Raw genomic sequence first — 20,317 nt, 5'->3', positions numbered from 1 at the left:
CATACGACTGCCGGCCGGGGCGAAGGCCCCGGCCGGCGGTGGCACCGGTTGGCTAGGCGGTGGGGAGCAGGTCGGCGAAGCAGACGTCCTCGCCCGTGCATCCCCGGCGGAGTTTCGGCGAGTCGTGCCCGATGCCGAGCTCCAGCCGGCGCGCGCCCTGCGCGAGGGCGGCGCGGAGCGGGCCGAGCATGCAGGCGAAGTGGTAGACCACCGTGCGGTCGAGCTCGGGTACGTCGGAGATCCCGAGGGTGTGCGCGTCCATGGCGTCGTCGAACGTCCGGCACAGCATGTGCGCGATCGCCCGGCCCTGCCATCGGGTGCGGACGAAGAAGTGCCGGCCCGGGCGCCGGCGGTAGTTGTCGATCCGCCACCGGACGATGTCGACGGACTCGTGGATGCCGTTGCGCCGGGAGACGCCGGCGATGCCCGCGGCGGCCTCGGCGACAGCCTCGTCCGAGAACGGCACGACGTCGTGCTCGAGCCCGAGTTCCGCCGCTTCGCGGACGTCCCGGTTCCAGTGCCGCCGGCGCCGTGCCGGAAGGCGCTGGAGGAAGTCGGCGACGTCGGCGGCCCCGCCGAGCTCCAGCGTGCACCAGACGCCGTGCTCGCGGACGGCGGCCGCGGGGACCGCGTCGAGGTAGGCCGGCAGGTCGCCGGCCGTGAGGAAGGGGGACACGACCGCGTCGGCCGTCTGCGCCGCGCGGTCGACGGCGGCCGCGACCAGCGCGGCCAGCAGCTCGCGGCGCTCCTCCGGCGCGACTCCCACGAGGGAGCTGCCGGACCGCAGCCGGGCCGGTCCGCCGCCGACGAGCGCCACCGCGCCCTTGTGGGCGTCCAGCCCGAGATACCGGCGATAGTCGTCGTTGAGCGACTCGACCTGCTTGATCAGGACGACGGGCAGCCGCCCGCGCCCGCGTCCCGCCCGGTGCTGGACCTCGAAGTAGTCGAGCCGGACGTCGAGTGCGCACAGCGCCTTGTCGTCCGTCATGGCGTGAGCGTTGCGGGCCAGGACGGAGCGGGTGACCTCGTCGGACAGGTGGCTCACCATGGCGTGCTCCCCCTTCACCACAGCAGCGCGCGGACCTCGTCCGGCCAGCGGACGGTGTCCGGTCCGTGGGCGGCGACGAGGGCGAACGCGAGCCGCTCCAGGCCGAAACCGACACAGGCGCTGTGGGCGGGCTCCCCGTCGGCCGACCGGATGTCGAAGATGCGGCCGAAGTGGTCGCGGTGGCAGTTGATCGACGCGACGGCGACGGGGTGGTCGCCGATCGGGACGACGACCTCCGCCTTCATGCCCTCCTCCCGCTGGTTCTCGGCCATGACCTGCCCGGTCGTGCCGAAGAACGGGTCCGACGCGGCCTCGACCCGTACGTCGAGGCCGAGCCGGCGGAGGAAGGCGGGGGCGCGCTCGTACCAGGTGCCGAACCAGGCGGCCGCGTCCGCGGGGCTTCCGATCGTCACGAATTCACGCAGCCGGAACGACACCAGACGTCCGGGCTCGGTCGACGGTTCGTGACGGAAGCAGAATCCGCTCGCGTCCACCGTCTTTCCGCCGTCCAGCACCGTCCCGCCGTAGAGGGGATACACCGAATAGCACACGGCGGGGGCCAGGACGAAGTCGGTCAGCCGTGTCCGGTCGCTCCAGTCCTCGCCCTCCGCGACCGCCCGCTCCAGGATTTCGTGGGCGCACTCGTCGCCCTGGAAGGCGTGTATCGCGCCGAAGAGTTGCGGGAACGACGCGACGTACTCGCTCTTCTCGAAAACGGCACGCGGAAGGATCGGCGGAAAGCGCAGCACGACGGGGCGGGCGTCCTCGGCCTCCGCGGACAGCGCGCGCGTCAGGCCCTCGTAGACCGCTTCGAGTTGGGCGCCCCATCCGTACAGTCCCGTGGCCGTGTTGACCAGGAGACCGTGGTCGCGCAAGGCATTCGGAAGGGTGGCCGGAATGGTCTCCCCCAGCCCTTTCACCATATCGTCTGTCATCTTTTTCCCATCGTGGAGGAGCGTGCTTTTCCGTCGGGGTGGGAAGTTCGGTCGCCGGCGGCCCTTCGTGCGCGGCCCGGCCGACGCGAGGACTATAGGTCCGCGGAGCCGCCGGCGTACCGGGAAGGCCCCGCCGGAAGCGCCGCGCTCCTCCCGCGGGACACAGCGAATCGGCAGGTCAACCCGCCCGCCTCTCCCTCGCGGGGATGAAGTTCCAACTCGGTTCAGCCCGGCGGTGGATGGTGACCCGTCCTGCTCGGGAGCTAGCTTCTTCGGCGAATGGTTCGACCGCCCGAAAACCATGCGGGCCGATTCCCGTGTCGCGCTCAGAGCATTCATGGAGTGGCCATGCCCCAGGAGCAGTCCAACGAGCAGTTCGATGAGCAGGAGTTCACCGTCGTGGTGAACCACGAAGAGCAGTACTCGATCTGGTGGTCGCACCGGCCGCTGCCGTCCGGATGGACCGACGCCGGTTTCCGCGGCAGCCGCGAGGAATGCCTCGCGCACATCGCCGAGGTGTGGACCGACATGAGGCCGCTCAGCCTCCGCGCGCGCATGGACGGAGTGCCTGCGTGACGACGGAGAACAGCGCGCCGGCCCCTGCGGAGCAGTCGCGGCGGAATGCGCCCGCGCACGGTGTCGAAGAAGTCGTCCGCGGAATCTTCCGGGACGTGCTCGCCAAGGACGAGCCGGTGGACGTCTCGCGCAGCTTCTTCCGCATGGGCGGCACGTCCATCATGGCCGCCAAGGTGGCCGCCCGGATATCGGCCCGATTCGGCATACGGCTCTCCCTGAGAACCGTCTTCGAGTATCCGGCCGCCGAAGATCTGGCCCAGGTTGTGGAATCCGAGATTCGCAGCGACGTGTCCGGCCTCTCGGACGCCGAGATCGTCGCCATGACGACGCGTGAGAAGTGAGGTCAGCATGACCGAGGACATCCAGGCCCTCCGAGAACGCATCCTGAGGAGCCGCCTCGAGGGCACTGTGTCCTCGGCGGCCCCTGTCGCCCCCGTGGCCGGCCGGGGACGAGCCGCGCCGCTGTCGCCGAGTCAGCGCCGGCTCTGGTTCCTCGACTCGATCAACCCGGACAGCGGCGAGTACCTCGTCCCCATGGTGCTGCGCCTGCGTGGCACGGTCGACGCCCGGGCCCTGGGAGGGGCCTGGGCGCGCGTCCTGGAGCGGCACGAGGTTCTGCGCACCCGCTACCGCGCCGAGGGCCCGGAGCCGGTACAGGAGGTGACGGACCATCCGGGGAGCGCACTGGTCCACAGCGATCTGCGTGACCTGGACGCCGACGTCCGAGAGAGCCGCGGGCAGGAGCTGGTGCGGGGCCTGGCCCGCTCCCCCCTGTCCCCGGCCGAGGGCCTGGTGGCCCGCGCCGGCCTGGTCACCCTGGCGGCGGACGACCACTACCTCGTGGTGACGGTTCATCACATCGCCTTCGACGCCTGGTCGGAGCCGATCCTCTGGCGCGAACTGTCGCTCGCCTACCGGGCCGAGCGCGGCGATGCCGACGCGCTCCCGCTGCCGCTCCCGATCCAGTACGCGGACTACGCCGAGCTGCAGCGGACCCGGCTCGCGGACGGCACGCTGGCGGACTCGCTGGCGTTCTGGCGACGGCAGCTCGCCGGCCTCGTGCCGCTGGAGCTGCCCACGGACCGCCCCCGCCAGGCCGTACGGTCCTCCGCGGGCGCGTCCCTGCCCGTCACCGTCCCACCTGCCGTCGCGGCCGCCGTCCGGGCGGCCGCGGAGGAGCACGACACCACCCCGTTCGTGGTGCTCCTGACCGCCTTCCAGATGCTGCTGAGCCGCTACACCGGCCGGCGGGACATCGCCGTGGGCGTGCCGACGGCCGGCCGCGACGAGGAGGCGACGCAGGAGCTCATCGGCTGCTTCGTCAACACGGTCGTCGTCCGTACCGACTGGTCCGACGACCCCGGATTCTCCGACCTCGTCCGGCGCAACAAGCCGCGGATCCTGGACGCGCTGGAGCACGCCCAGGTCCCCTTCGACGTGCTCGTCGGCGAATTGGCGCCGGAACGGGACCTCTCTACGCCGCCGCTGGTCCAGGTCATGTTCAGCTACGGCGACGGCGACCCCGACGGGATCGCGCTGCCCGGCGTCGAGGCCGTGCGCGTCCCGGACCTCAGTGAGAACTCCAAGCTCGACCTGACCCTGCAGCTCGACTCCGCGGCCGACGGCACCATGTCCGGCGCCCTCGAATACTCCACGGCGCTGTTCGACCCGGACACCGCACGGCGGTTCGCCGCCAACTTCCTCCGGCTCCTCGAGAGCGCGACGAACAGCCCCGGCACACCCCTGTCCGCCCTGGACCACATCACCGCCGAAGAGCTGGACGCGCTGCTCGCCGCGGCGGACGGCGGCACGGCGGAGCGGCCCCCAGGCGCGTTGCACGAGGTGATCGCCGAGCAGGCCCGGCTCTCCCCAGACGCGCCGGCCGCCCTCGCGGGCGGCACACGCCTCACCTTCGGCCAGCTGGACGCGGAGGCGAACCGCCTCGCCCGGCACCTGCGCGGCCTCGGGGTCGCGCCCGGCTCGGTCGTCGGCGTGCACCTGCCCCGGGACACACGTCTCGTCGTCGCGCTCCTGGCGGTCCTGAAGGCCGGCGCCGCCTACGCCCCGCTGGACCCCGGCGACTCCGCCACCAGGCGGAGCTACATTCTGAGCGACGCCGGCGCCCACGTCGTGGTGACCGACGAGCCCGGCGCGAGCGCCCTGGCCGAGGGCCTGGACGGGCGCACCGTCGTCCTGGTGGACCGCGACGCCGCCGCGATCGGCGCGCATCCGGCCGACGGTTTGGACGCCCCCGCCGACCCCGACGCCCTCGCCTACCTCATCTACACCTCGGGGACGACCGGACGGCCCAAGGGCGTCATGGTCACCCACCGCGGCCTCATGAACTACCTGTGGTGGACGGTCGACACCTACCTGCGGGCCCCGGGTGGCACCGCGCTCTTCTCGTCCGCCGCCTTCGATCTGGGCGTCCCGAACCTCTACACCTCGCTCCTGCGCGGCCGCCCGGTCCACCTGCTGCCCGACGCCGATCCCACCGAGCTGGGCGCGCGGCTCCTCGCCTGCGGGCCGCTGAGCTTCGTGAAGATGGCGCCGGGCCACCTGGAACTGCTGGCCGAGCAGCTCGGTCCGCGGCAGCGCCGCGCCCTGGCCGGGCTCGTCGTCGCCGCGGGCGACCGCTTCAGCAGCACGCTCGCCAACGACTGGCTGGCCGACGCCGGCCCGGGAAGCGTCGCCGCCGAGTACGGGCCGACGGAGATCACCGTCGGCAACTCCGGGCTGCGTCTGGACGAGCCGGTCGGGACGGAGCTGGTGCCGATCGGCTCGGCCATGCCCGACACGACGATGTACGTGCTGGACGAGGCCATGCGGCCGGTGCCCTTCGGCGTCGTCGGCGAGGTGTACATCGGCGGGGTCGGAGTCACCCGCGGGTACCTGGGCAAGCCGGCCCTGACGGCGGAGAAGTACCTGCCCGACCCGTTCTCGCGGACGCCCGGCGCGCGTCTGTACCGGACGGGCGACCTCGCGGCGGTGCGGCCCGACGGCCAGGTGCACTTCGTGGGCCGGGTCGACAAGCAGGTCAAGATCCGCGGCTACCGGGTGGAGCCGGCCGAGGTCGAGAACGCGATGGCCGCGCACCCCGCGGTGCGGACCGCCCTGGTCGTGGCCCGGCGGTCGGACGCGGGCCGGCACGAACTGGTCGGCTACGCGGTGCCCTCGGCGGAGGGCACCGCCATCGACCAGGCCGCCCTGCGCGCGTTCGTGGGCGAGCGGCTGCCCGAGTACATGGTGCCGTCGGCGATCGTCGTCCTGGACGCCCTGCCGCTGACGGACGTCGGCAAGATCGACACCGAGGCGCTGCCGGCTCCCGACCGGGCGTCCCGCGGCGTCGGCGACGAGCTGGTCACTCCCCGCACCGATGCCGAGGCGGAGGTCGCGGCGGTGTGGCGCACGGTGCTGGACGCCTCCGACTTCGGCGTCCGCGACAACTTCTTCGCCCTCGGCGGGGACTCGGTGCGCGCGGTGGCCGTGGTGGGCGCCCTGCGGCGCAAGGGCTACGAGGTCACCGTGCGGGACGTCTTCGAGCACCGGACGGTGGAGGCCTTCGCCCGCATCCTGGGCCCCCGTTCCGACGGAAGCGTCGACGCGCCGCTGGTCGAGCCGTTCGCGCTGCTCGACCCGGCCGACCGGGAGCGGCTGCCCGACGGGGTGACCGACGCGTACCCGCTGTCCCGCATCCAGCTCGGGATGATCCTCGAGATGGAGTCCTCGGGCGACGAGGCCAATTACCACAACGTCACCTGCTACCTGGTCCGCGACGAACGGCCGTACCGCCACGACCTCCTGCAGGAGGCGATCGACGCCACCGTGGCCCGGCACGAGGTCCTGCGCACGTCGATGGACCTCACGACGTACAGCGAGCCGCTGCAGCTCGTGCACGCCGAGGCGCACCTCTCCGTCGGCACGGAGGACGTCCGTCATCTGCCGCCGGAGGCGCAGCGGAACGCGGTGCACGCCTACATGGCCGCGGAGCGGGACCGCCTGTTCGACCTGAGCGCGCCGCCGCTGTTCCGGTACTTCGTCCACCGGTGCGAGGACCACTGGTGGCTGACCTTCACCGAGTTCCATCCGATCCTGGAGGGGTGGAGCTTCCATGTGCTCCTCGCCGAGGTGTTCGACCGGTACCGGGCCCTGTACGACGACACGCCGTACACGCCCGATCCACTGCCCCGGCTCCGCTACGCCGACTTCGTCGCGCTCGAGCAGAAGGACATGGGCGACCCGGCGCACGCCGCCTACTGGCGGGACGTCGTCGCGCACCACGCGAAGCTGGAGCTGCCGTCCGCGTGGGGCGGCGCCCCGGGGCCCGTACGACGCCTGGTCACGCGCTACGACGACCTGCTGGACGGCCTGGGCGAACTGGCCCGGACGGCGGACGCCTCGCTGAAGAGCGTGATGCTCGCGGCCCATCTCCGCGTGATGAGCATGATCACCACGGAGGAGGCGTTCTCCACGGGCCTGGTGTGCGACACACGTCCGGAGGTCGAGGGCGCGGACCGCGTTCCGGGCCTGTACGTCAACACGGTCCCCTTCCCGTTCCGGCGCGGCGCCCGCACCTGGCGGGAGCTGGTGCAGCAGGTGCGCGACACGGAGATCGCGATGTGGCCGCACCGCCGGTATCCGCTCGGCGACATCCAGGAGGGCCGCCGGCACGGCCGCATGATCGACGTGGCCTTCGCCTACCTGGACTTCCACGTCCTCGACTGGGACCTCATCGACGAGGACGCCGTCGAGGACGACAGCCCGAACGAGTTCCGGATGATGGCCGTCGCGCAGACCGGGATGCTGACGGTGTCCAGCCGGCCCCAGGACGCGGATGCCCGTGACCAGGCCCTGCTGGGCGCGCTCTACCGCGCGGTGCTGGAGGCCATGGCCGCCGATCCGGACGGGGACGCCCGGCAGGTGCTGACGCCTGCCGCGTACCGGTCCCTCGCCCACGGGCCCGAGTCGCCGGCGGCCCCGGCCGACGAGGAGGAGCTCTCCGTCCACGGGCTCGTGGAGCGCCAGGTCGCCCGCGTCCCGGACTCCCTCGCGGTGGTCTGCGGCAAGGACGAGCTGACCTACCGGGAGCTGAACGCCCGCTCGAACCGGCTCGCGCGCCGTCTGGTGGCGCACGGTGTCGGTCCCGAAGCGGTCGTGGGCGTCCATCTGGAGCGCTCCGTCGACCTGGTCGTCGCGTACCTGGCGGTCCTCAAGGCGGGCGGCGTCGTCCTGCCGCTCGACCCCGAGTATCCGCGCGAGTGGCGGCGCTCGCTGCTGGCGCAGGCGGGGCCCTCGGCCCTGGTCACGCAGGAGACCTGGCTGCCCGACCTCGGGGAGCTGCGGATACCGGCCGTGTGCCTGGACGGCGAGCAGGACCCGCCGGCCGACGGCTCCGAGGAGAACCTGACCGGCGGGTGGTACGGGGGCGACCAGCTCGCGTACGTCATCTACACCTCCGGGTCCACGGGCCGGCCCAAGGGTGTGGAGAATACGCACCGCGGGCTGGCCAACACCCTGCGGTGGGGCCAGGACCGGATCCCGCTGGGGCCGGACGACGCGGTGCTGCAGATGGTGCCGATCAGCTTCGACGTGTCGCTGTGGGAGATGTTCCGCCCGCTGACCGTGGGCAGCCGGCTGGTGCTCGCGGAGCCCGGCGGCCACCGGGACCCGCACTACTTGGCCGACCTGGTGGCGAGCCGCCAGGTGACGGCGATCCACCCTGTGCCGTCGATGCTCGCCATCTTCCTGGACACGCCCGAGGTCGCGCGGCGGTGCGGCAGCCTGCGCCACATCGTGCCCGCCGGCGAGGCGCTGCCGCACGAGTTGCAGCAGCGGACGCTGCGGGAACTGCCGTGGGTCCGGCTCCACAACCACTACGGCCCGGCCGAGGCCGCGATCATCGCCACCGCCTGGGAATGCCGGGCGGACGACGGGCGGACCACCGTGCCCATCGGCCGGCCCGTCGGGCGGAGCCGGGCGGTCGTCTGCGACAGCGACCTCAACCCGGTGCCGGCCGGGGCAGCGGGTGAACTCTGCCTGGCCGGCGACCTGCTGGGGCGCGGGTACCACGCCGCCCCGTCCCTGACCGCCGACCGGTTCGTCCCCGCCCCGATGGGCGCCCCCGGCGAGCGCATGTACCGCACGGGCGACCTGGCGAGGATGTCCGCGGACGGGGTGATCGAGTTCCTGGGCCGCATCGACCGGCAGGTCAAGCTGCACGGCGTACGGATCGAGCCGAGCCAGATCGAGTCGGTGCTGGTCGAGCACCCCGCGATCCGCGACGCCGTCGTGGTCGTGGACGGCACCGGCGGCGCCAAGCGGCTGCTGGCGTACGTCGTGCCGGACGCCGTGACCGCGGCGGAGGTGCGCCGCCAGCTGGCCGGCGCACCTCCGGCCGCCGGGCCCGCTCCGCAGGACACGCCGGCGGACGGGACGTGGACGCAGCCCGAGGCGCTCGTCGCGGGCGTACGGCGCTGGTGCCAGGAGCGGCTGCCCGTGGCGCTGGTGCCGAGCGCGGTGGTCCTCATGGACGGGTTCCCGCTCTCGCACAACGGAAAGCTCGACCAGGCGGCGCTGCCCGCGCCCTCCGCGGCGGCGGCCGGCCCGCGACTGGCGCCGCGCAGCCGGACGGAGCTGGACCTGCTGCACATCTGGGAGCGGACCCTGGGGACCGGGTCCATCGGCATCGAGGACGACTTCTTCGCGGCGGGCGGCAACTCCCTGCTCGGCGTGCGTCTCATCGCGACGATCAGGAAGGAGCTCGGGATCGATCTGCCCATGGCCGGTCTCCTGGACGCGCCCACCGTGGCGGCCCAGGCCGCTTCCCTGGTCGCCCGCCGGCCCCGGCGGCCGCGGACCCTCGTCCCGCTCCGGCTCGGCGACGGTCGTCCCACGTTCTGTGTGGCTCCCGTGGGCGGCACGGCGTTCTGCTACCTCGACCTGGCGCGGGCGCTGCCCGGGGACGGGCCGGTCCACGGCCTGCAGTCGGTCGGCGTCGAGCCGGGCGAGCGGCCGCACACCGGCGTCGCCGCCATCGCCGCGGCCCATCTGGCCGTCGCTCGCCGGGCGCAGCCCGAGGGCCCGCTGCGGCTGGCCGGCTGGTCGTTCGGCGGCCTGGTGGCCCACGAGATGGCCCGGCAGTGCGCCGAGGCCGGCGATGAGGTCGAGCTGCTCGCCCTCATCGACCCGGCCCTGCCGCCCTCGCTCCTGCCGCGCCCGCCGGCCGAGGCGGCCGGCGGCGAGGAGGAACCGGCGGTCGTCGCCGCCTACCTGGCCTTCCTCGACCGGCTGCACGAGGTGGACCTGGCCCTCGGCGCCGACGCACTGGCGGCGATGTCCCCGGCGGAACGGCGCCGGCTGCTGGTGACGCGGATGCGCGCCGCGCAGCTCGTCCCCGCGGACGCCGCCGACGGCGAGGAGCTGCGGCTCTTCGAGGTCTTCGCGGCCAACTGGCGCGCCCTGCGGGACCACCGGCCGCGTCCCTACGCCGGCCGGGTCCTCGTCTTCGGCGCCGACGACGGCGACGAGGACGGACCGGCCGCGGCGGCCCGCCGCGTGTGGACGCGCCTGTGCCCGGGCGACGCGCGGTTCGTCTCCCTGGCCGGCGACCACTACGCGGCCGTGAAGGCGCCGAACACCGCCACCGTGGCGCGTGCCGTGGCGAGGTCCTGATGCCACCCACGGAACTCTCACCGGAGCAGATGATGACGAAAACCGGTCCGATCACCACCACCCAGGAAAAGGAGTCCATCCATCTCGGCCTGGAGGTACGGCAGGAGGTCAAGCGGCTCGCCGAGCAACTGGCGGGGACCGCGCCGGGCCTGCTGGACGAACCCCGCTGGCTGGCCGCGGCCCGCGACCTCTCCTGCGGCCTCCCTGCCGCCGTGCGGGCGGCGCTGCGGAACTTCGCCGCGGACTCCGGCCAGGCGGGCGTGATACAGATCCACGGCCTGCCCGTAGGGCCGCTGCCCCCCACCCCCACCCGCCAGGAGTCCGTGGAGCGGACGGCCACGGTTCCCGCCTCGGCGCTCGTGCTGTGCGCGATGGTGCTGGGCGAAGTGGTGGGCTTCGCCGGCGAGAAGCACGGCGCCATGGTGCACAACGTGGTCCCGGTGCCCGGCGAGGAGCGCACCCAGAGCAACGCGGGGTCCGTCGGCCTGGAGCTGCATACCGAGAACGCGTTCCATCCCCACCGGCCCGACTTCGTAGCCCTGTCCTGCCTGCGCCAGGATCCGGACGGGGAGGCCGGACTGCGCATCGCGTCGCTCCGTCGGGCCGTCGGGCTGCTCACCGACGGACAGCGGGCGGTCCTGGCCGAGCCCCGCTTCCGGACGGAACCGCCGCCGTCGTTCAACGGGACGGGGACGGCCGTGGCGCACCCGGTGCTCTCCGGCGCGTACGAGGATCCCGACGCCCAGGTGGACTTCCACGCCACCACGCCGCTGGACGCGGGCGCCGCGCGGGCCATGGCCGCGCTGCGCGAGGCGCTCGAAGCGGTCCGCGACACCGTCTACTTCGCCCCCGGCGACCTGGCGATCGTCGACAACCGCGTGGCCCTGCACGGCCGCACCCCGTTCACGCCCCGGTACGACGGCCACGACCGGTGGCTGCACCGGGTGTTCGTCCACACGGACATCCGTCGCTCCCGGGCCCTGCGCGAAGGCGGCGGTCATGTCGTCGGCTGAGCGGCCCCGTGCCCCGCACGAACGGATCCGGCGCATCCCTCCGAAGCTCTCACCGTCTCCCGACTCCCGGTCCGGCCGGCGTCCCCGGAGCCCGATCGCCACGACAGGTGGTAACGATGCATAACCCTGTACCCGTCGCAGACAAGCTTCGCTCCGACGCTCCCCCTCGGATCGACGGCGCCCGGCTGCTCGACCGTCTCGACCGTCTGGCCGAGATCGGCGCGGGCGAGAACGGCGGCGTCACCCGGATGGGTTTCAGCGAGGCCGACCGGGAAGCCCGGGCGCATGTGGCCCGGCAGGCGGTGGAGGCCGGTCTCACGGCCGCCGTCGACGCCGGCGGGAACCTGCTCATCCGGCGCCCCGGCGGTCACCACGGCTCCGGTCGTCCGCCGGTCCTCGTCGGCTCGCACCTGGACACGGTGGCGAACGGCGGCCGCCTTGACGGGGCCTACGGGGTGATCGCCGCGCTGGAGGTGCTGCAGACCCTGCACGAGGCCGGGGCGGAGACGGACCACGAGACCATCGCCGTCGCCTTCGCCAACGAGGAGGGCTCGCTCTTCCCCCAGCCCTTCTGGGGTTCCATGGTGTTCGCGGGACGCCTGGACGCGCTGCCGAGCGAGCCGGAGGACTACTCCGGCAAGCCGCTGCGCGAGGCCCTCGCACGGGCCGGCGGCGACCTGTCGCGGCTGGCGTCGGCGACCTGGGCGCCGGGCTCCCTCACCGCGTACCTCGAACTCCACGTGGAACAGGGCCCGGTCCTCGAACGGCTGGACAGGACCATCGGGGTGGTCGATTCCATCACCGGACGTACCCAGCTCTCCGTGCAGGTTCACGGCAGGGCGGGGCACGCGGGAACCACGCCCATGGAAGGGCGCCGGGACCCGCTCGTCGTCGCGGCCCGGCTGGTCGACGCCGTCCAGGCGCTGGCCCGCGAGGAGAAGCTCTGCCGGGTGGCCACCGTCGGACGGCTGGACGTCCGGCCGAACTCCCCCAACACCATTCCCGACCTGGTACGGCTCGACGTCGACCTGCGGGACAGCGACCCCGCCCGGCTCCGCGCGGCCGAGCGCACGGTGCGGGAGACCCTGGCGACCCTGGCACGCGCGGGGAACGTACGGGTCTCGGTCGACGCCGGCGTGCGCACGGCCCCCGTGCAGACGGACCCAGCGATCCGGGACGCCATCGCCGCGTCGGCGACCGAACTCGGGTACGCGCAGCTGACGCTGCCGAGCGGCGCCGGTCACGACGCGCAGATCGTCGCCGACATCGGGCCGGTCGGCATGATCTTCGTCCCCAGCGTCGACGGCGTCAGCCACGTTCCCGCCGAGCGCACCGCCCCCGACGACCTGGTCGCCGGCGCCGAGGTGCTGCTGCGCACGGTGCTGAAGCTCTGACCGGACACGGCCCCTTCCCGCATCGCGCGGCGGCTCACCCGTGCCGCTCACCCCTTCCCTGCTCTGATCGGAGTTCTCCCATGCACGACTTGCGTCAACGTCCCGCGGTCATCGCGGCGTTCTGCGGGGCACGCCCCGGCAAGGATCCCGTCCACACCGCCCTCGCCCGGGAGTTCGGAGCGGCTCTGGGTCGGCGCGGCTGCGGGCTGGTCTACGGCGCCGGCGGCGCCGGCGTGATGGGCGCGGTGGCCGGTGCCGCCCTGGCCAACGGCGCCGGCGTCACCGGCGTGGTCCCCCAGGACCTCCACGAGCGCGAGCGCTCCCAGCAGGCGCTGGGGCAGATCTTCGTCGTCCGGACGATGCACGAGCGCAAGGCCCTGATGTACCGGCTGTCCACCGGTTTCGCCGTTCTGCCCGGCGGGTTCGGAACGCTCGACGAGCTCATGGAGGTCGCCACCTGGAACCAGCTCGGCCTGCATCGCAAGCCGGTGGTCCTCCTCAACGCGAAGGGCTACTTCGACGCGCTCCTGGCCTTCCTCGACCGTGCGGCGCAGGAGGGCTTCCTGGCCCCCGAGGACCGGGCGCTCGTCCGCGCCACCGACGACGTCGAGGAGGCCCTCGACCTGCTGATCTCGCCGACGTGGGAGGCCGCCGCGGCGCTCGCCGCGCACGGGACTCCGGCCCGCGACGAGCTGCGGCCGGCCCTGGACGCTCAGGCACCGACCCGGTGAGCCCGGGTCCTTTCATCGGAGGTTCGCTGATGCCCACACCGCACCCCGTCGACGTGCTCCACTACGACGTGACGCCGACGGACCTCACCGTGATCGAGAGTCTCCTGGCGCGCACCGCCGACGTCTACGGCGACCCGGAGGCGCCTGAGTTCCTGCTCGACGCGCCGCGGCTCGCCGCCGGCCTGCCGGACGCGCTCATACGTTTCCTGCGCACGTTCCGGCTGACCGAGCCGGCCGCCGCCGTGGTCGTGCGCGGCTTCCCGGTGGACGACGAGGCCATCGGGCCGACCCCGCTGCACTGGTCGAAGCAGGCCGATCCGGCGTCCACGCGGCGTGAGGAGTTCTTCTTCGCGCTGCTGGCCTCGGTCCTGGGCGAGCCGTTCGGCTGGTCCACCCTGCAGAACGGCCGGCTGGTGCACAACGTGATCCCGATACCGGGCGAGGAGTGCCAGCAGAGCGGCCACGGCAGTACGGATCTGCTGGAGTGGCACACCGAGGACGGCTTCCACCCGAACCGCTGCGACTATCTCGGCCTGATGGGCCTGCGCAACCACGGCGAGGTGCCCACCACGTACGCCAGCGTCGTCACCCTGGACCTGCCGGAGGACGTCCTGCAGGTGCTGGCCGAGCCGCGGTTCCTGATCCGCCCCGACACCGAGCACCTGCGCAACGCGGCCGCCGGCGCGGCGGGTCCACGGTCGACGGTGCAGCAGATCGGTACGGCGCCCGTCCCCACGGCCGTGCTCTTCGGCGGCCCCGACCGGCCGTACCTGCGGATCGACCCGTACTTCATGTCGTCGGTGCCGGGGGACGGCCGGGCCGCGGACGCGCTGGAGCTGGTGATCAAGCAGCTCGAAGCGAACCTGGAGGACTTGGTCGTGCACGCCGGGGAAGTCCTGTTCATCGACAACTACCGCGCCGTACACGGCCGCCGTCCGTTCCGCGCCGCGTACGACGGCACCGACCGCTGGCTGAAGAAGCTCGTGCTCAGCCGCGACCTGCGCACCTCACGCGCCCTGCGGCAGAGTGTCGACTCGCGCGTTCTGCATTGACGGCGCCGACCGGGCCGTGTCTCCGCACTGAGAGGGCAACCATGAACGACCGCTCTTCCGCAGCAGCGCCGGGAAATCCGCTGAAGCGGTTCCTGCTGTGCAGTCCCGACCACTTCGACGTCACGTTCGAGATCAACCCGTGGATGTCAGCCCGGCGGCGTCCCGACAGGAAACAGAGCTGGGCGGAGTGGGATGCCCTGGTGGCCGCGCTGCGGGCGGCGGGCGCCGAGGTCCACCACTTCCCCTCGCTGCCCGGCCTGTCGGACATGGTCTTCCCCACGGACGTGGGCGTGGTGGGCGGGGACCGCTTCGTGCGGGGCCGCTTCCGGCATCCCGAGCGCCGGGACGAGGCCGCGCACGGCGCGACGTGGCTCCTGGAGCACGGTTTCACGGAGATTCCGTGGCCCGACGACCCCGGCATGTACCTGGAGGGCGGCGACGTGCTCCGGTTCGGTGACGTGCTGCTGTGCGGCAACGGTCCGCGTACGTCGCCCCGCGCTGCGGAGCACCTGTCGCGGGTGTTCGACGTGCCCGTGGTGACCGTTCCCCTGGTGGATCCGCGCTTCTACCACCTGGACATGTCGTTCTGCCCGCTCGACGCCCGGCGGGCGGTGTACGCGCCCGACGCGTGGGACCGGGAGGGGCGGCGGGCCGTCGCGGAACTGGTGCCGGAGCCGCTGATCATCAGCATGGAGGAGGCGCTCACGTTCAGCGCGAACTCGGTGGTCGTCGGGCGCACGGTGGTGATGCCTTCCTGCCCCTCGCGGATCAGGACGCAGCTCGAGGACTGGGGCTTCACCGTGTGCGTCTCGCCGGTCGGCGAGTTCCTCAAGGCCGGCGGCGGCATCCGCTGCATGGCGCTCGACCTCGATCTGCTGGGCGGCTCCCGGGCCGCGGCCGGACCGCTCCAGGATCCCACGCACGCCTGACCGGGCGTCACCCGCCGGACTTGTGGGCGGGTGACGCCCGTCCCGGCTAGTCGACCCGCCTCGCCTCGGTGGTGGCCGAGAAGACCCGGTCCCCGTTCTGGAGGCCGTGCAGCGCGATCGTGCGGGGCAGCGGGGACGGCCGGCTGTCGTCGGACTCGACGGTGAGGGTGCACGGGGTGTCGAACTCCACGTACCGGTGAAAGGCGATGTCCATGGCGATTGGCATGAGCATGTCATCCATGGGATGCAGGGCGTGCACGGCCTGGCGCACGGCCTCCAGCAGCAGCATCCCGGGGACATGATCGACCGGGTGGTCGAAGAGCACCGGATGCCCGGTGTCGATGCGCAGCCGCCACGCCGGGGACTGCGGCGTCACGTCGACCCCGGAGAGCACCACGTCCTCCTGCCGGCCTCGCCCCACCGCGCCGGCGGGCAGCGGTTCGGGCGGAATGGGGGCGGACCGGAACACCCCGAGGGTGTTGCTGCGCTCCGCTCGCATCCGCCGGTAGACCGCCGGCGTGTGGCAGCCGAAGCGGGTGTCGGCGACCGCGAGCAACATCTCGTCGCGGACCACGGCGAAGTGCATGGACATCTCCGCGGGAAGGCCGCGCACCCGCCGGATGTCGGAGCAGGTGACCTGCAGTTCCAGTTCGGCCGGCGCGTCCCCGATGCGCATGGCCTCCGGGTTCGCCGTGAACGAGAAGTGGGACCAGCTCAGCTGGTGCCCGAACGGCACCTGGTAGGCGGCGTGGACGAGCAGCGGGAAGGTCTGACGGATCGTCTCGCACAGCAGCAGCGGGTCGTAGAGCCGGCGGCCGGTGGTGTAGAAGCTGTGGCGGCGGGGCCATTGGGCGCTGACGGTGAACCGGTCCGGTGCGGTGGCCTTCCAGTCGGTCAGAAAGACCTCGGCCAGTGCTGTCCGGTGCACGTACTCCCGGGGGACGGTGGTGGTGAGCCCCGGGTGGACGAGCTTGGATGGGTGTTCCGCGGATGTCAGCATGCGTCTCCTAGGGGAGGTCGTTGAAGGCTGGCCTTCGAAGCGTGCTGAAGACTGGTGCTGTAAAAAATAGAGGTCACTCTGTTTGTTTCCAAGGGTTGTGAGAGGCCGAAAATGGCAGATGTGAAACAGGAACGGGCGATCCGCACACGGGAGTTGATCATCCGCGCGGCGGCCGAGGCCTTCGACGAGACCGGTTACCACGCGGCCAGCATCACGACGATCAGCAAGAAGGCGGGCGTCACCCAGGGCGCCATGTACTTCCACTTCAAGACCAAGCAGGCGTTGGCGCAGGCGGTGATGCTGGCGCAGGGTTCCTTCGTCGAACTGCCCGGGCAGAGCACCGGGCTGCAGCGACTTCTCGACACCAACTTCTATCTGGCCCGGCAGTTGCAGCAGAACGTCCTGTTCCGGGCGGGCGTCCGACTCGCGGTCGAGCAGGGTGACTTCGGCCTTCAGGACGACACGGCCTACCAGGAGTGGGCCGACCAGTTCCACGCCATCCTCGTCGAGGCCGACACGTGCGGGGAGTTGCTGCCGGACGTGGACACGCGGGAGTTCGCCCAGGTGCTGGTGGGCGCGTACAGCGGGGTCCAGTTGTTCTCCAAGATCGCCTCGGGGTCCGCCGACCTTCCGCAGCGCATCGCCTCGCTGTGGCGTTACCTGCTGCCGGCGATCGCCACACCCGAGACCATCGCGCGGCTTCGCGTGGAACCCTCCGGGCACGACCAGAGTTCATGAGCGGCCGCCGCATGGTGCTCACCGGCGCCACCGGTTTCATCGGGGGCGCCGTGCTGCACGAGCTCGCCGGGCACCGTGCCGCCGAGGGCCGCGCGGCCGGCCCGCACGTGCGGGTGGTGGGGCGCCGTCCACCGGCCGGCCCCACGGGCGGCTATGACGAGTGGGTCGCCGCGGACCTGGCGGAACCGGCCTCCCTGCGGGGAACGTGCCGGGACGCGGACGTCCTGCTGCATCTGGCGTCGGCGCTCGGGCCGGACGCGGCCCGGTGCGCGGACGTCAACGACCGTGGCACGGCGGCCGTGATGGAGGAGGCCCGCCGGGCCGGCGTCGGGCGCATCGTGCACCTGTCGACCGCCGCGGTCTACGGTCCGGGCCCGCACCGCGGCATCGAGGTGGACGAGGTCGCCCCGGCTCCGGTCTCGCCGGCCAGCGTCAGCAGGCTGGCCGGCGAGCGTCACGCCCGCGCGGCCGGCGCGTGGGTACTGCGTCCCGGCCTGGTCGTGGGCCGGGGGGACCGCTGGGTCGTCCCGGCACTCGCCGAGCTCGTACGCCGCGTGCCCGCCCGGTGGGACGAGGGCCGCGCCCTGCTGTCCATGGTCGCCGTCGCCGATCTCGCCCGGCTGATCGCCCGATTGGCCGGAACGGACACCGAGCCCGGCACCTTCCACGCCGGGCATCCGCTGCCGGTGCGCAACGCGGACGTGATGGAAGTGCTGGCGGAGCACGGCGTACTGCCCGCCGTGGACGTCGGCCTGCCGTGGGACGCGTGCCTGGACCGACTGCGAGCCACGTCCGGCCGGATCGGCGAGCGCCAGTTCTCCCTGCTGGCGCGCGACCACTGGTACCGCAGCGACCGGATCTGGCAGCTGGCCGACTGTCCGCCCGGGCCCGGGCCGCTGACGGCCCTGGCCGACGCGGCGGCCTGGTACCGCCGTCTGCTCGGCGCCCCGGCGGAGGGCGAGGCCCCACCCGCGTAGCACCCGCCCGACCTCGGACCAGGAGGTGTCCGGAACGCAGCTTCGTCCGCCCTGAGGGCAGGGCTCGCGGCACCAGGCGTCGCGAGCCAGGCGGGACTTGCCGGACGCCCCTAGTGCGCCGCCGGTGCGATGCCGTTCAGGACGAGGCGCCAGCTGCGCTGCAGCCGGGCGACCGATCCGTCGTGGCCGGCCGCCGCCGACGTGTCGGCGCCCTGCAGGGAGACCTCGGAGCCCCTGACCAGCAGCTCGATCAGCAACGTCACATCGTCCGGCAGTGCGCCGACGTCCAGTTGGCCGCTCTCATGCGCCTGGCTGGCAAGGCTGCTCACCAGCGGCCGCCACAGCGCCGGCCAGGCGGAGCCGCCGGTCCGTTCCCGCGACAGCCGCACCGCGCACCGTACGAGAGGGTCCGCCTCCAGGAGACGGGTCAGCTCCATCGCCAGGCCGACGGCCCGCTCCAGCGGCGGCGCCTGCCGCTGGGCGACGTGCTCCACCAGCGCGCGGACCGGGGACAGGCCCGTTTCCACGACGGCGTCCGCGAGTTCGGCCTTGCTGGAGAAGTGGAAGGTCAGGGCGCCCATGGAGATCTCCGCAGCCTTGCAGATCCGCGACAGCGACGTCCCGTGGAACCCCTGCCGGCTGAACTCGTCCGCCGCGGCCCTGATCAGGAGCATGCGCGTGCGAAGCGCCCTCTGTTGCTTGACCATAGCCAGCTGTCTCTCCTGTCGTCGTTGCGTGCACCAGCCACCCTCAAGGGCACACGGGATCGGCACCAAGGGGAAGTTGCCTGTGTCGGACGGTTCTGGCCGGAATGTACGCATGCGCGCGGGCCGAGTTGCCGAAGTCGTGCGGAGTACCGCTTCCGGGGGTGAAAAAAAGAGGGTGACCGTTATTCTTTTTGCCTGTCCCTCTCCCAACGCGCCGACAGGAGACATGGGTTGTGCTCACTTCACGCGCGCTCCGGCCTCGGGTCACGGCCATCGACTTCGCTGAACGGATCTTCGCCCACCTCCCGCGGGCGGATCAGCGACACTGGGCGCACGCCTACCTGGAGGGCCTGCTGCGCACCCCGGGGAAGAAGTCGCTGCGCCGGCTCGCGGCCTCCGTCTCCGACTCGCCGACCGCCTCGCAGTCGCTGCACCAGTTCGTCAACGACAGCCCCTGGGACTGGGATCCGGCCTACCGTCAGCTGATGGGCTGGGCCGAGCAGTGCCTGAACCCGCGAGCCTGGGTCATCGACGTCGCCGTGCTCCGCAAGCAGGGCGAGCACTCGTGCGGGGTGCACCGCCGCTTCGTGCCCGGCACCGGACGGTCCGTCAACTGCCAGGTGGGAGTGGGAGGGTTCCTCGTCACCGCAAACGAGGCCGTACCGGTGGACTGGCGGCTGCTGCTGCCCAGGACCTGGACGGCCGACCCCCGGCGCCGCTCCCGGGCGCGCATCCCCGACGGCGCGTCCTGCGCCGGCCCGGAGGGCCACGCCCTGGACCTGGTCCGGTCGATGAGCGGGCGCACCCGGCTCGCCGGCGTGCCGGTCGTCGCCGACCTCACCGCCCACGACACCTCCGCGACGCTGGTCCGCGGCCTCGGTGCGCTCGGCCGCGACTTCGTCGTCGCGGTGCCCGGGCTCCTCCCCGTCGTGGCCGGCCGGCACCTGGTGGCCCGCCGCCGCGACGGCGGCGGGCCGCCGACGGCGCTGGAGGCGGGCCGCTGCCTCGCTCCGGCGCACGACCGCGGCAGCGGCACCGAGAGCGCGACCGTGCACGACGAGCAGGGCCGGCCGCTGGCGGTCCGGTCCGCTCCGGTGCACCTGCCGGGCCCGGGTTCCGCCGGCACCGCACTGCACCGGACCTTCCGCCTGTTCTCCGTACGCCCGCTCCACCACCACGGGCCGGCCGGCCTGTGGCTCACCAGCATGACCGGCAGGAGGCTCGACGAGCTGGTCGCGCTGTCCCGGCTTCGGGTCCGGGCAGCGCAGACCGTCCGGGTGCTGGAGAGCGACTTCGGGCTGCGCGACTTCGAAGGCCGGTCCTATCCGGGCTGGCACCGCCACACGACCCTCGTGACGGCCGCCTACGCGCACAGCCGGCTGAACCTGGCCGACCGGCGCACCGCCCTCTCCTCCTGACCGCCGTCGAGGAGGCTCCCCCGTGGCGGGGGCTCGCCCGTCCGCCGGGCGCCACCCCGACCTGCCCGCACGAACGGTCACGCGGTGACCGCCGCACCACGCCCCGGAGCCATGGTCCCGCACCGGAT

15 protein-coding genes are annotated in these 20,317 nt (G+C 72.9%); 11 read left to right on the top strand and 4 right to left on the bottom strand.

What is annotated here, in order from left to right:
* Positions 1 to 52: 52 nt before the first annotated feature.
* Together ACNJ93_RS25760 and ACNJ93_RS25755 are read right to left on the bottom strand one after the other, a co-directional pair.
* Positions 53 to 1,048, bottom strand: coding sequence for a hypothetical protein (locus ACNJ93_RS25760; protein WP_418959821.1), 996 nt, complete (start codon positions 1,046 to 1,048; stop codon positions 53 to 55).
* A gap of 14 nt (positions 1,049 to 1,062) precedes the next feature.
* A complete protein-coding gene (locus ACNJ93_RS25755; RefSeq protein ID WP_418959820.1) occupies positions 1,063 to 1,923 on the bottom strand; it encodes a hypothetical protein in 861 nt (286 codons plus the stop codon).
* 408 nt (positions 1,924 to 2,331) lie between these two features.
* Here ACNJ93_RS25755 and ACNJ93_RS25750 point away from each other — a divergent pair, with 408 nt between their 5' ends.
* The 8 genes from ACNJ93_RS25750 (at position 2,332) to ACNJ93_RS25715 (ending at position 15,349) form a co-directional block, all read left to right on the top strand.
* Positions 2,332 to 2,559, top strand: a complete 228-nt coding sequence (locus ACNJ93_RS25750; RefSeq protein ID WP_418959819.1) for an MbtH family protein — start codon at positions 2,332 to 2,334, stop codon at positions 2,557 to 2,559.
* Positions 2,556 to 2,900, top strand: a complete 345-nt coding sequence (locus ACNJ93_RS25745; protein WP_418959818.1) for a phosphopantetheine-binding protein — start codon at positions 2,556 to 2,558, stop codon at positions 2,898 to 2,900. The genes ACNJ93_RS25750 and ACNJ93_RS25745 overlap by 4 nt, the downstream gene beginning before the upstream one ends.
* 7 nt (positions 2,901 to 2,907) lie before the next feature.
* The gene (locus ACNJ93_RS25740; RefSeq protein WP_418959817.1) at positions 2,908 to 10,230 is read left to right on the top strand and encodes an amino acid adenylation domain-containing protein; all 7,323 of its coding nucleotides are present in this window, start codon (positions 2,908 to 2,910) and stop codon (positions 10,228 to 10,230) included.
* 29 nt (positions 10,231 to 10,259) lie between these two features.
* Positions 10,260 to 11,243: a TauD/TfdA family dioxygenase gene (locus ACNJ93_RS25735; RefSeq protein WP_418959816.1), complete on the top strand. Its 984-nt coding sequence runs from the start codon at positions 10,260 to 10,262 to the stop codon at positions 11,241 to 11,243.
* A 116-nt stretch (positions 11,244 to 11,359) separates the two neighbouring features.
* A complete protein-coding gene (locus ACNJ93_RS25730) occupies positions 11,360 to 12,637 on the top strand; it encodes a M20 family metallo-hydrolase (RefSeq protein ID WP_418959815.1) in 1,278 nt (425 codons plus the stop codon).
* A gap of 80 nt (positions 12,638 to 12,717) precedes the next feature.
* Entirely contained in the window at positions 12,718 to 13,368 is a 651-nt protein-coding gene (locus ACNJ93_RS25725; RefSeq protein ID WP_418959814.1) for a TIGR00730 family Rossman fold protein, read from the top strand.
* Between the two features lie 29 nt (positions 13,369 to 13,397).
* A complete protein-coding gene (gene gntD / locus ACNJ93_RS25720; RefSeq protein WP_418959813.1) occupies positions 13,398 to 14,420 on the top strand; it encodes a guanitoxin biosynthesis L-enduracididine beta-hydroxylase GntD in 1,023 nt (340 codons plus the stop codon).
* 41 nt (positions 14,421 to 14,461) lie between these two features.
* Positions 14,462 to 15,349 (top strand): dimethylarginine dimethylaminohydrolase family protein, encoded by an 888-nt coding sequence (locus ACNJ93_RS25715; RefSeq protein WP_418959812.1) that lies wholly within the window; start codon positions 14,462 to 14,464, stop codon positions 15,347 to 15,349.
* Between the two features lie 46 nt (positions 15,350 to 15,395).
* On the opposite strand, the gene ACNJ93_RS25710 is transcribed toward ACNJ93_RS25715, so the two are convergent.
* Positions 15,396 to 16,349, bottom strand: a complete 954-nt coding sequence (locus tag ACNJ93_RS25710; protein WP_418959811.1) for a ScbA/BarX family gamma-butyrolactone biosynthesis protein — start codon at positions 16,347 to 16,349, stop codon at positions 15,396 to 15,398.
* A gap of 111 nt (positions 16,350 to 16,460) precedes the next feature.
* Between ACNJ93_RS25710 and ACNJ93_RS25705 the strand changes: the two genes are divergently transcribed.
* A complete protein-coding gene (locus tag ACNJ93_RS25705; protein WP_418959810.1) occupies positions 16,461 to 17,087 on the top strand; it encodes a ScbR family autoregulator-binding transcription factor in 627 nt (208 codons plus the stop codon).
* Positions 17,084 to 18,064: an NAD-dependent epimerase/dehydratase family protein gene (locus tag ACNJ93_RS25700; RefSeq protein ID WP_418959809.1), complete on the top strand. Its 981-nt coding sequence runs from the start codon at positions 17,084 to 17,086 to the stop codon at positions 18,062 to 18,064. Before ACNJ93_RS25705 ends, ACNJ93_RS25700 begins: the two co-directional genes overlap by 4 nt.
* A gap of 110 nt (positions 18,065 to 18,174) precedes the next feature.
* Here the strand turns inward: ACNJ93_RS25700 and ACNJ93_RS25695 are convergent, their stop codons facing one another.
* Positions 18,175 to 18,738, bottom strand: coding sequence for a TetR family transcriptional regulator (locus ACNJ93_RS25695; protein ID WP_418959808.1), 564 nt, complete (start codon positions 18,736 to 18,738; stop codon positions 18,175 to 18,177).
* Positions 18,739 to 19,004: 266 nt separating this feature from the next.
* Between ACNJ93_RS25695 and ACNJ93_RS25690 the strand changes: the two genes are divergently transcribed.
* Positions 19,005 to 20,189: an IS701 family transposase gene (locus tag ACNJ93_RS25690; protein WP_418959807.1), complete on the top strand. Its 1,185-nt coding sequence runs from the start codon at positions 19,005 to 19,007 to the stop codon at positions 20,187 to 20,189.
* The last annotated feature ends 128 nt before the right edge of the window (positions 20,190 to 20,317 follow it).

Origin of the sequence: Streptomyces tritici (assembly GCF_048500665.1) — a bacterium.
GTDB lineage: Bacteria > Actinomycetota > Actinomycetes > Streptomycetales > Streptomycetaceae > Streptomyces > Streptomyces tritici.
This window is presented reverse-complemented; position numbering and strand designations above follow the sequence as displayed.

What these genes read in the sequence shown, in the direction of transcription:
- ACNJ93_RS25760 (WP_418959821.1), bottom strand. Translation starts at nt 1,048, where the DNA reads ATGGTGAGCCACCTGTCCGACGAGGTCACCCGCTCCGTCCTGGCCCGC.
- ACNJ93_RS25750 (WP_418959819.1), top strand. Translation starts at nt 2,332, where the DNA reads ATGCCCCAGGAGCAGTCCAACGAGCAGTTCGATGAGCAGGAGTTCACC.
- ACNJ93_RS25740 (WP_418959817.1), top strand. Translation starts at nt 2,908, where the DNA reads ATGACCGAGGACATCCAGGCCCTCCGAGAACGCATCCTGAGGAGCCGC.
- ACNJ93_RS25735 (WP_418959816.1), top strand. Translation starts at nt 10,260, where the DNA reads ATGATGACGAAAACCGGTCCGATCACCACCACCCAGGAAAAGGAGTCC.
- ACNJ93_RS25730 (WP_418959815.1), top strand. Translation starts at nt 11,360, where the DNA reads ATGCATAACCCTGTACCCGTCGCAGACAAGCTTCGCTCCGACGCTCCC.
- ACNJ93_RS25725 (WP_418959814.1), top strand. Translation starts at nt 12,718, where the DNA reads ATGCACGACTTGCGTCAACGTCCCGCGGTCATCGCGGCGTTCTGCGGG.
- gntD (WP_418959813.1), top strand. Translation starts at nt 13,398, where the DNA reads ATGCCCACACCGCACCCCGTCGACGTGCTCCACTACGACGTGACGCCG.
- ACNJ93_RS25715 (WP_418959812.1), top strand. Translation starts at nt 14,462, where the DNA reads ATGAACGACCGCTCTTCCGCAGCAGCGCCGGGAAATCCGCTGAAGCGG.
- ACNJ93_RS25710 (WP_418959811.1), bottom strand. Translation starts at nt 16,349, where the DNA reads ATGCTGACATCCGCGGAACACCCATCCAAGCTCGTCCACCCGGGGCTC.
- ACNJ93_RS25705 (WP_418959810.1), top strand. Translation starts at nt 16,461, where the DNA reads ATGGCAGATGTGAAACAGGAACGGGCGATCCGCACACGGGAGTTGATC.
- ACNJ93_RS25700 (WP_418959809.1), top strand. Translation starts at nt 17,084, where the DNA reads ATGAGCGGCCGCCGCATGGTGCTCACCGGCGCCACCGGTTTCATCGGG.
- ACNJ93_RS25695 (WP_418959808.1), bottom strand. Translation starts at nt 18,738, where the DNA reads ATGCTCCTGATCAGGGCCGCGGCGGACGAGTTCAGCCGGCAGGGGTTC.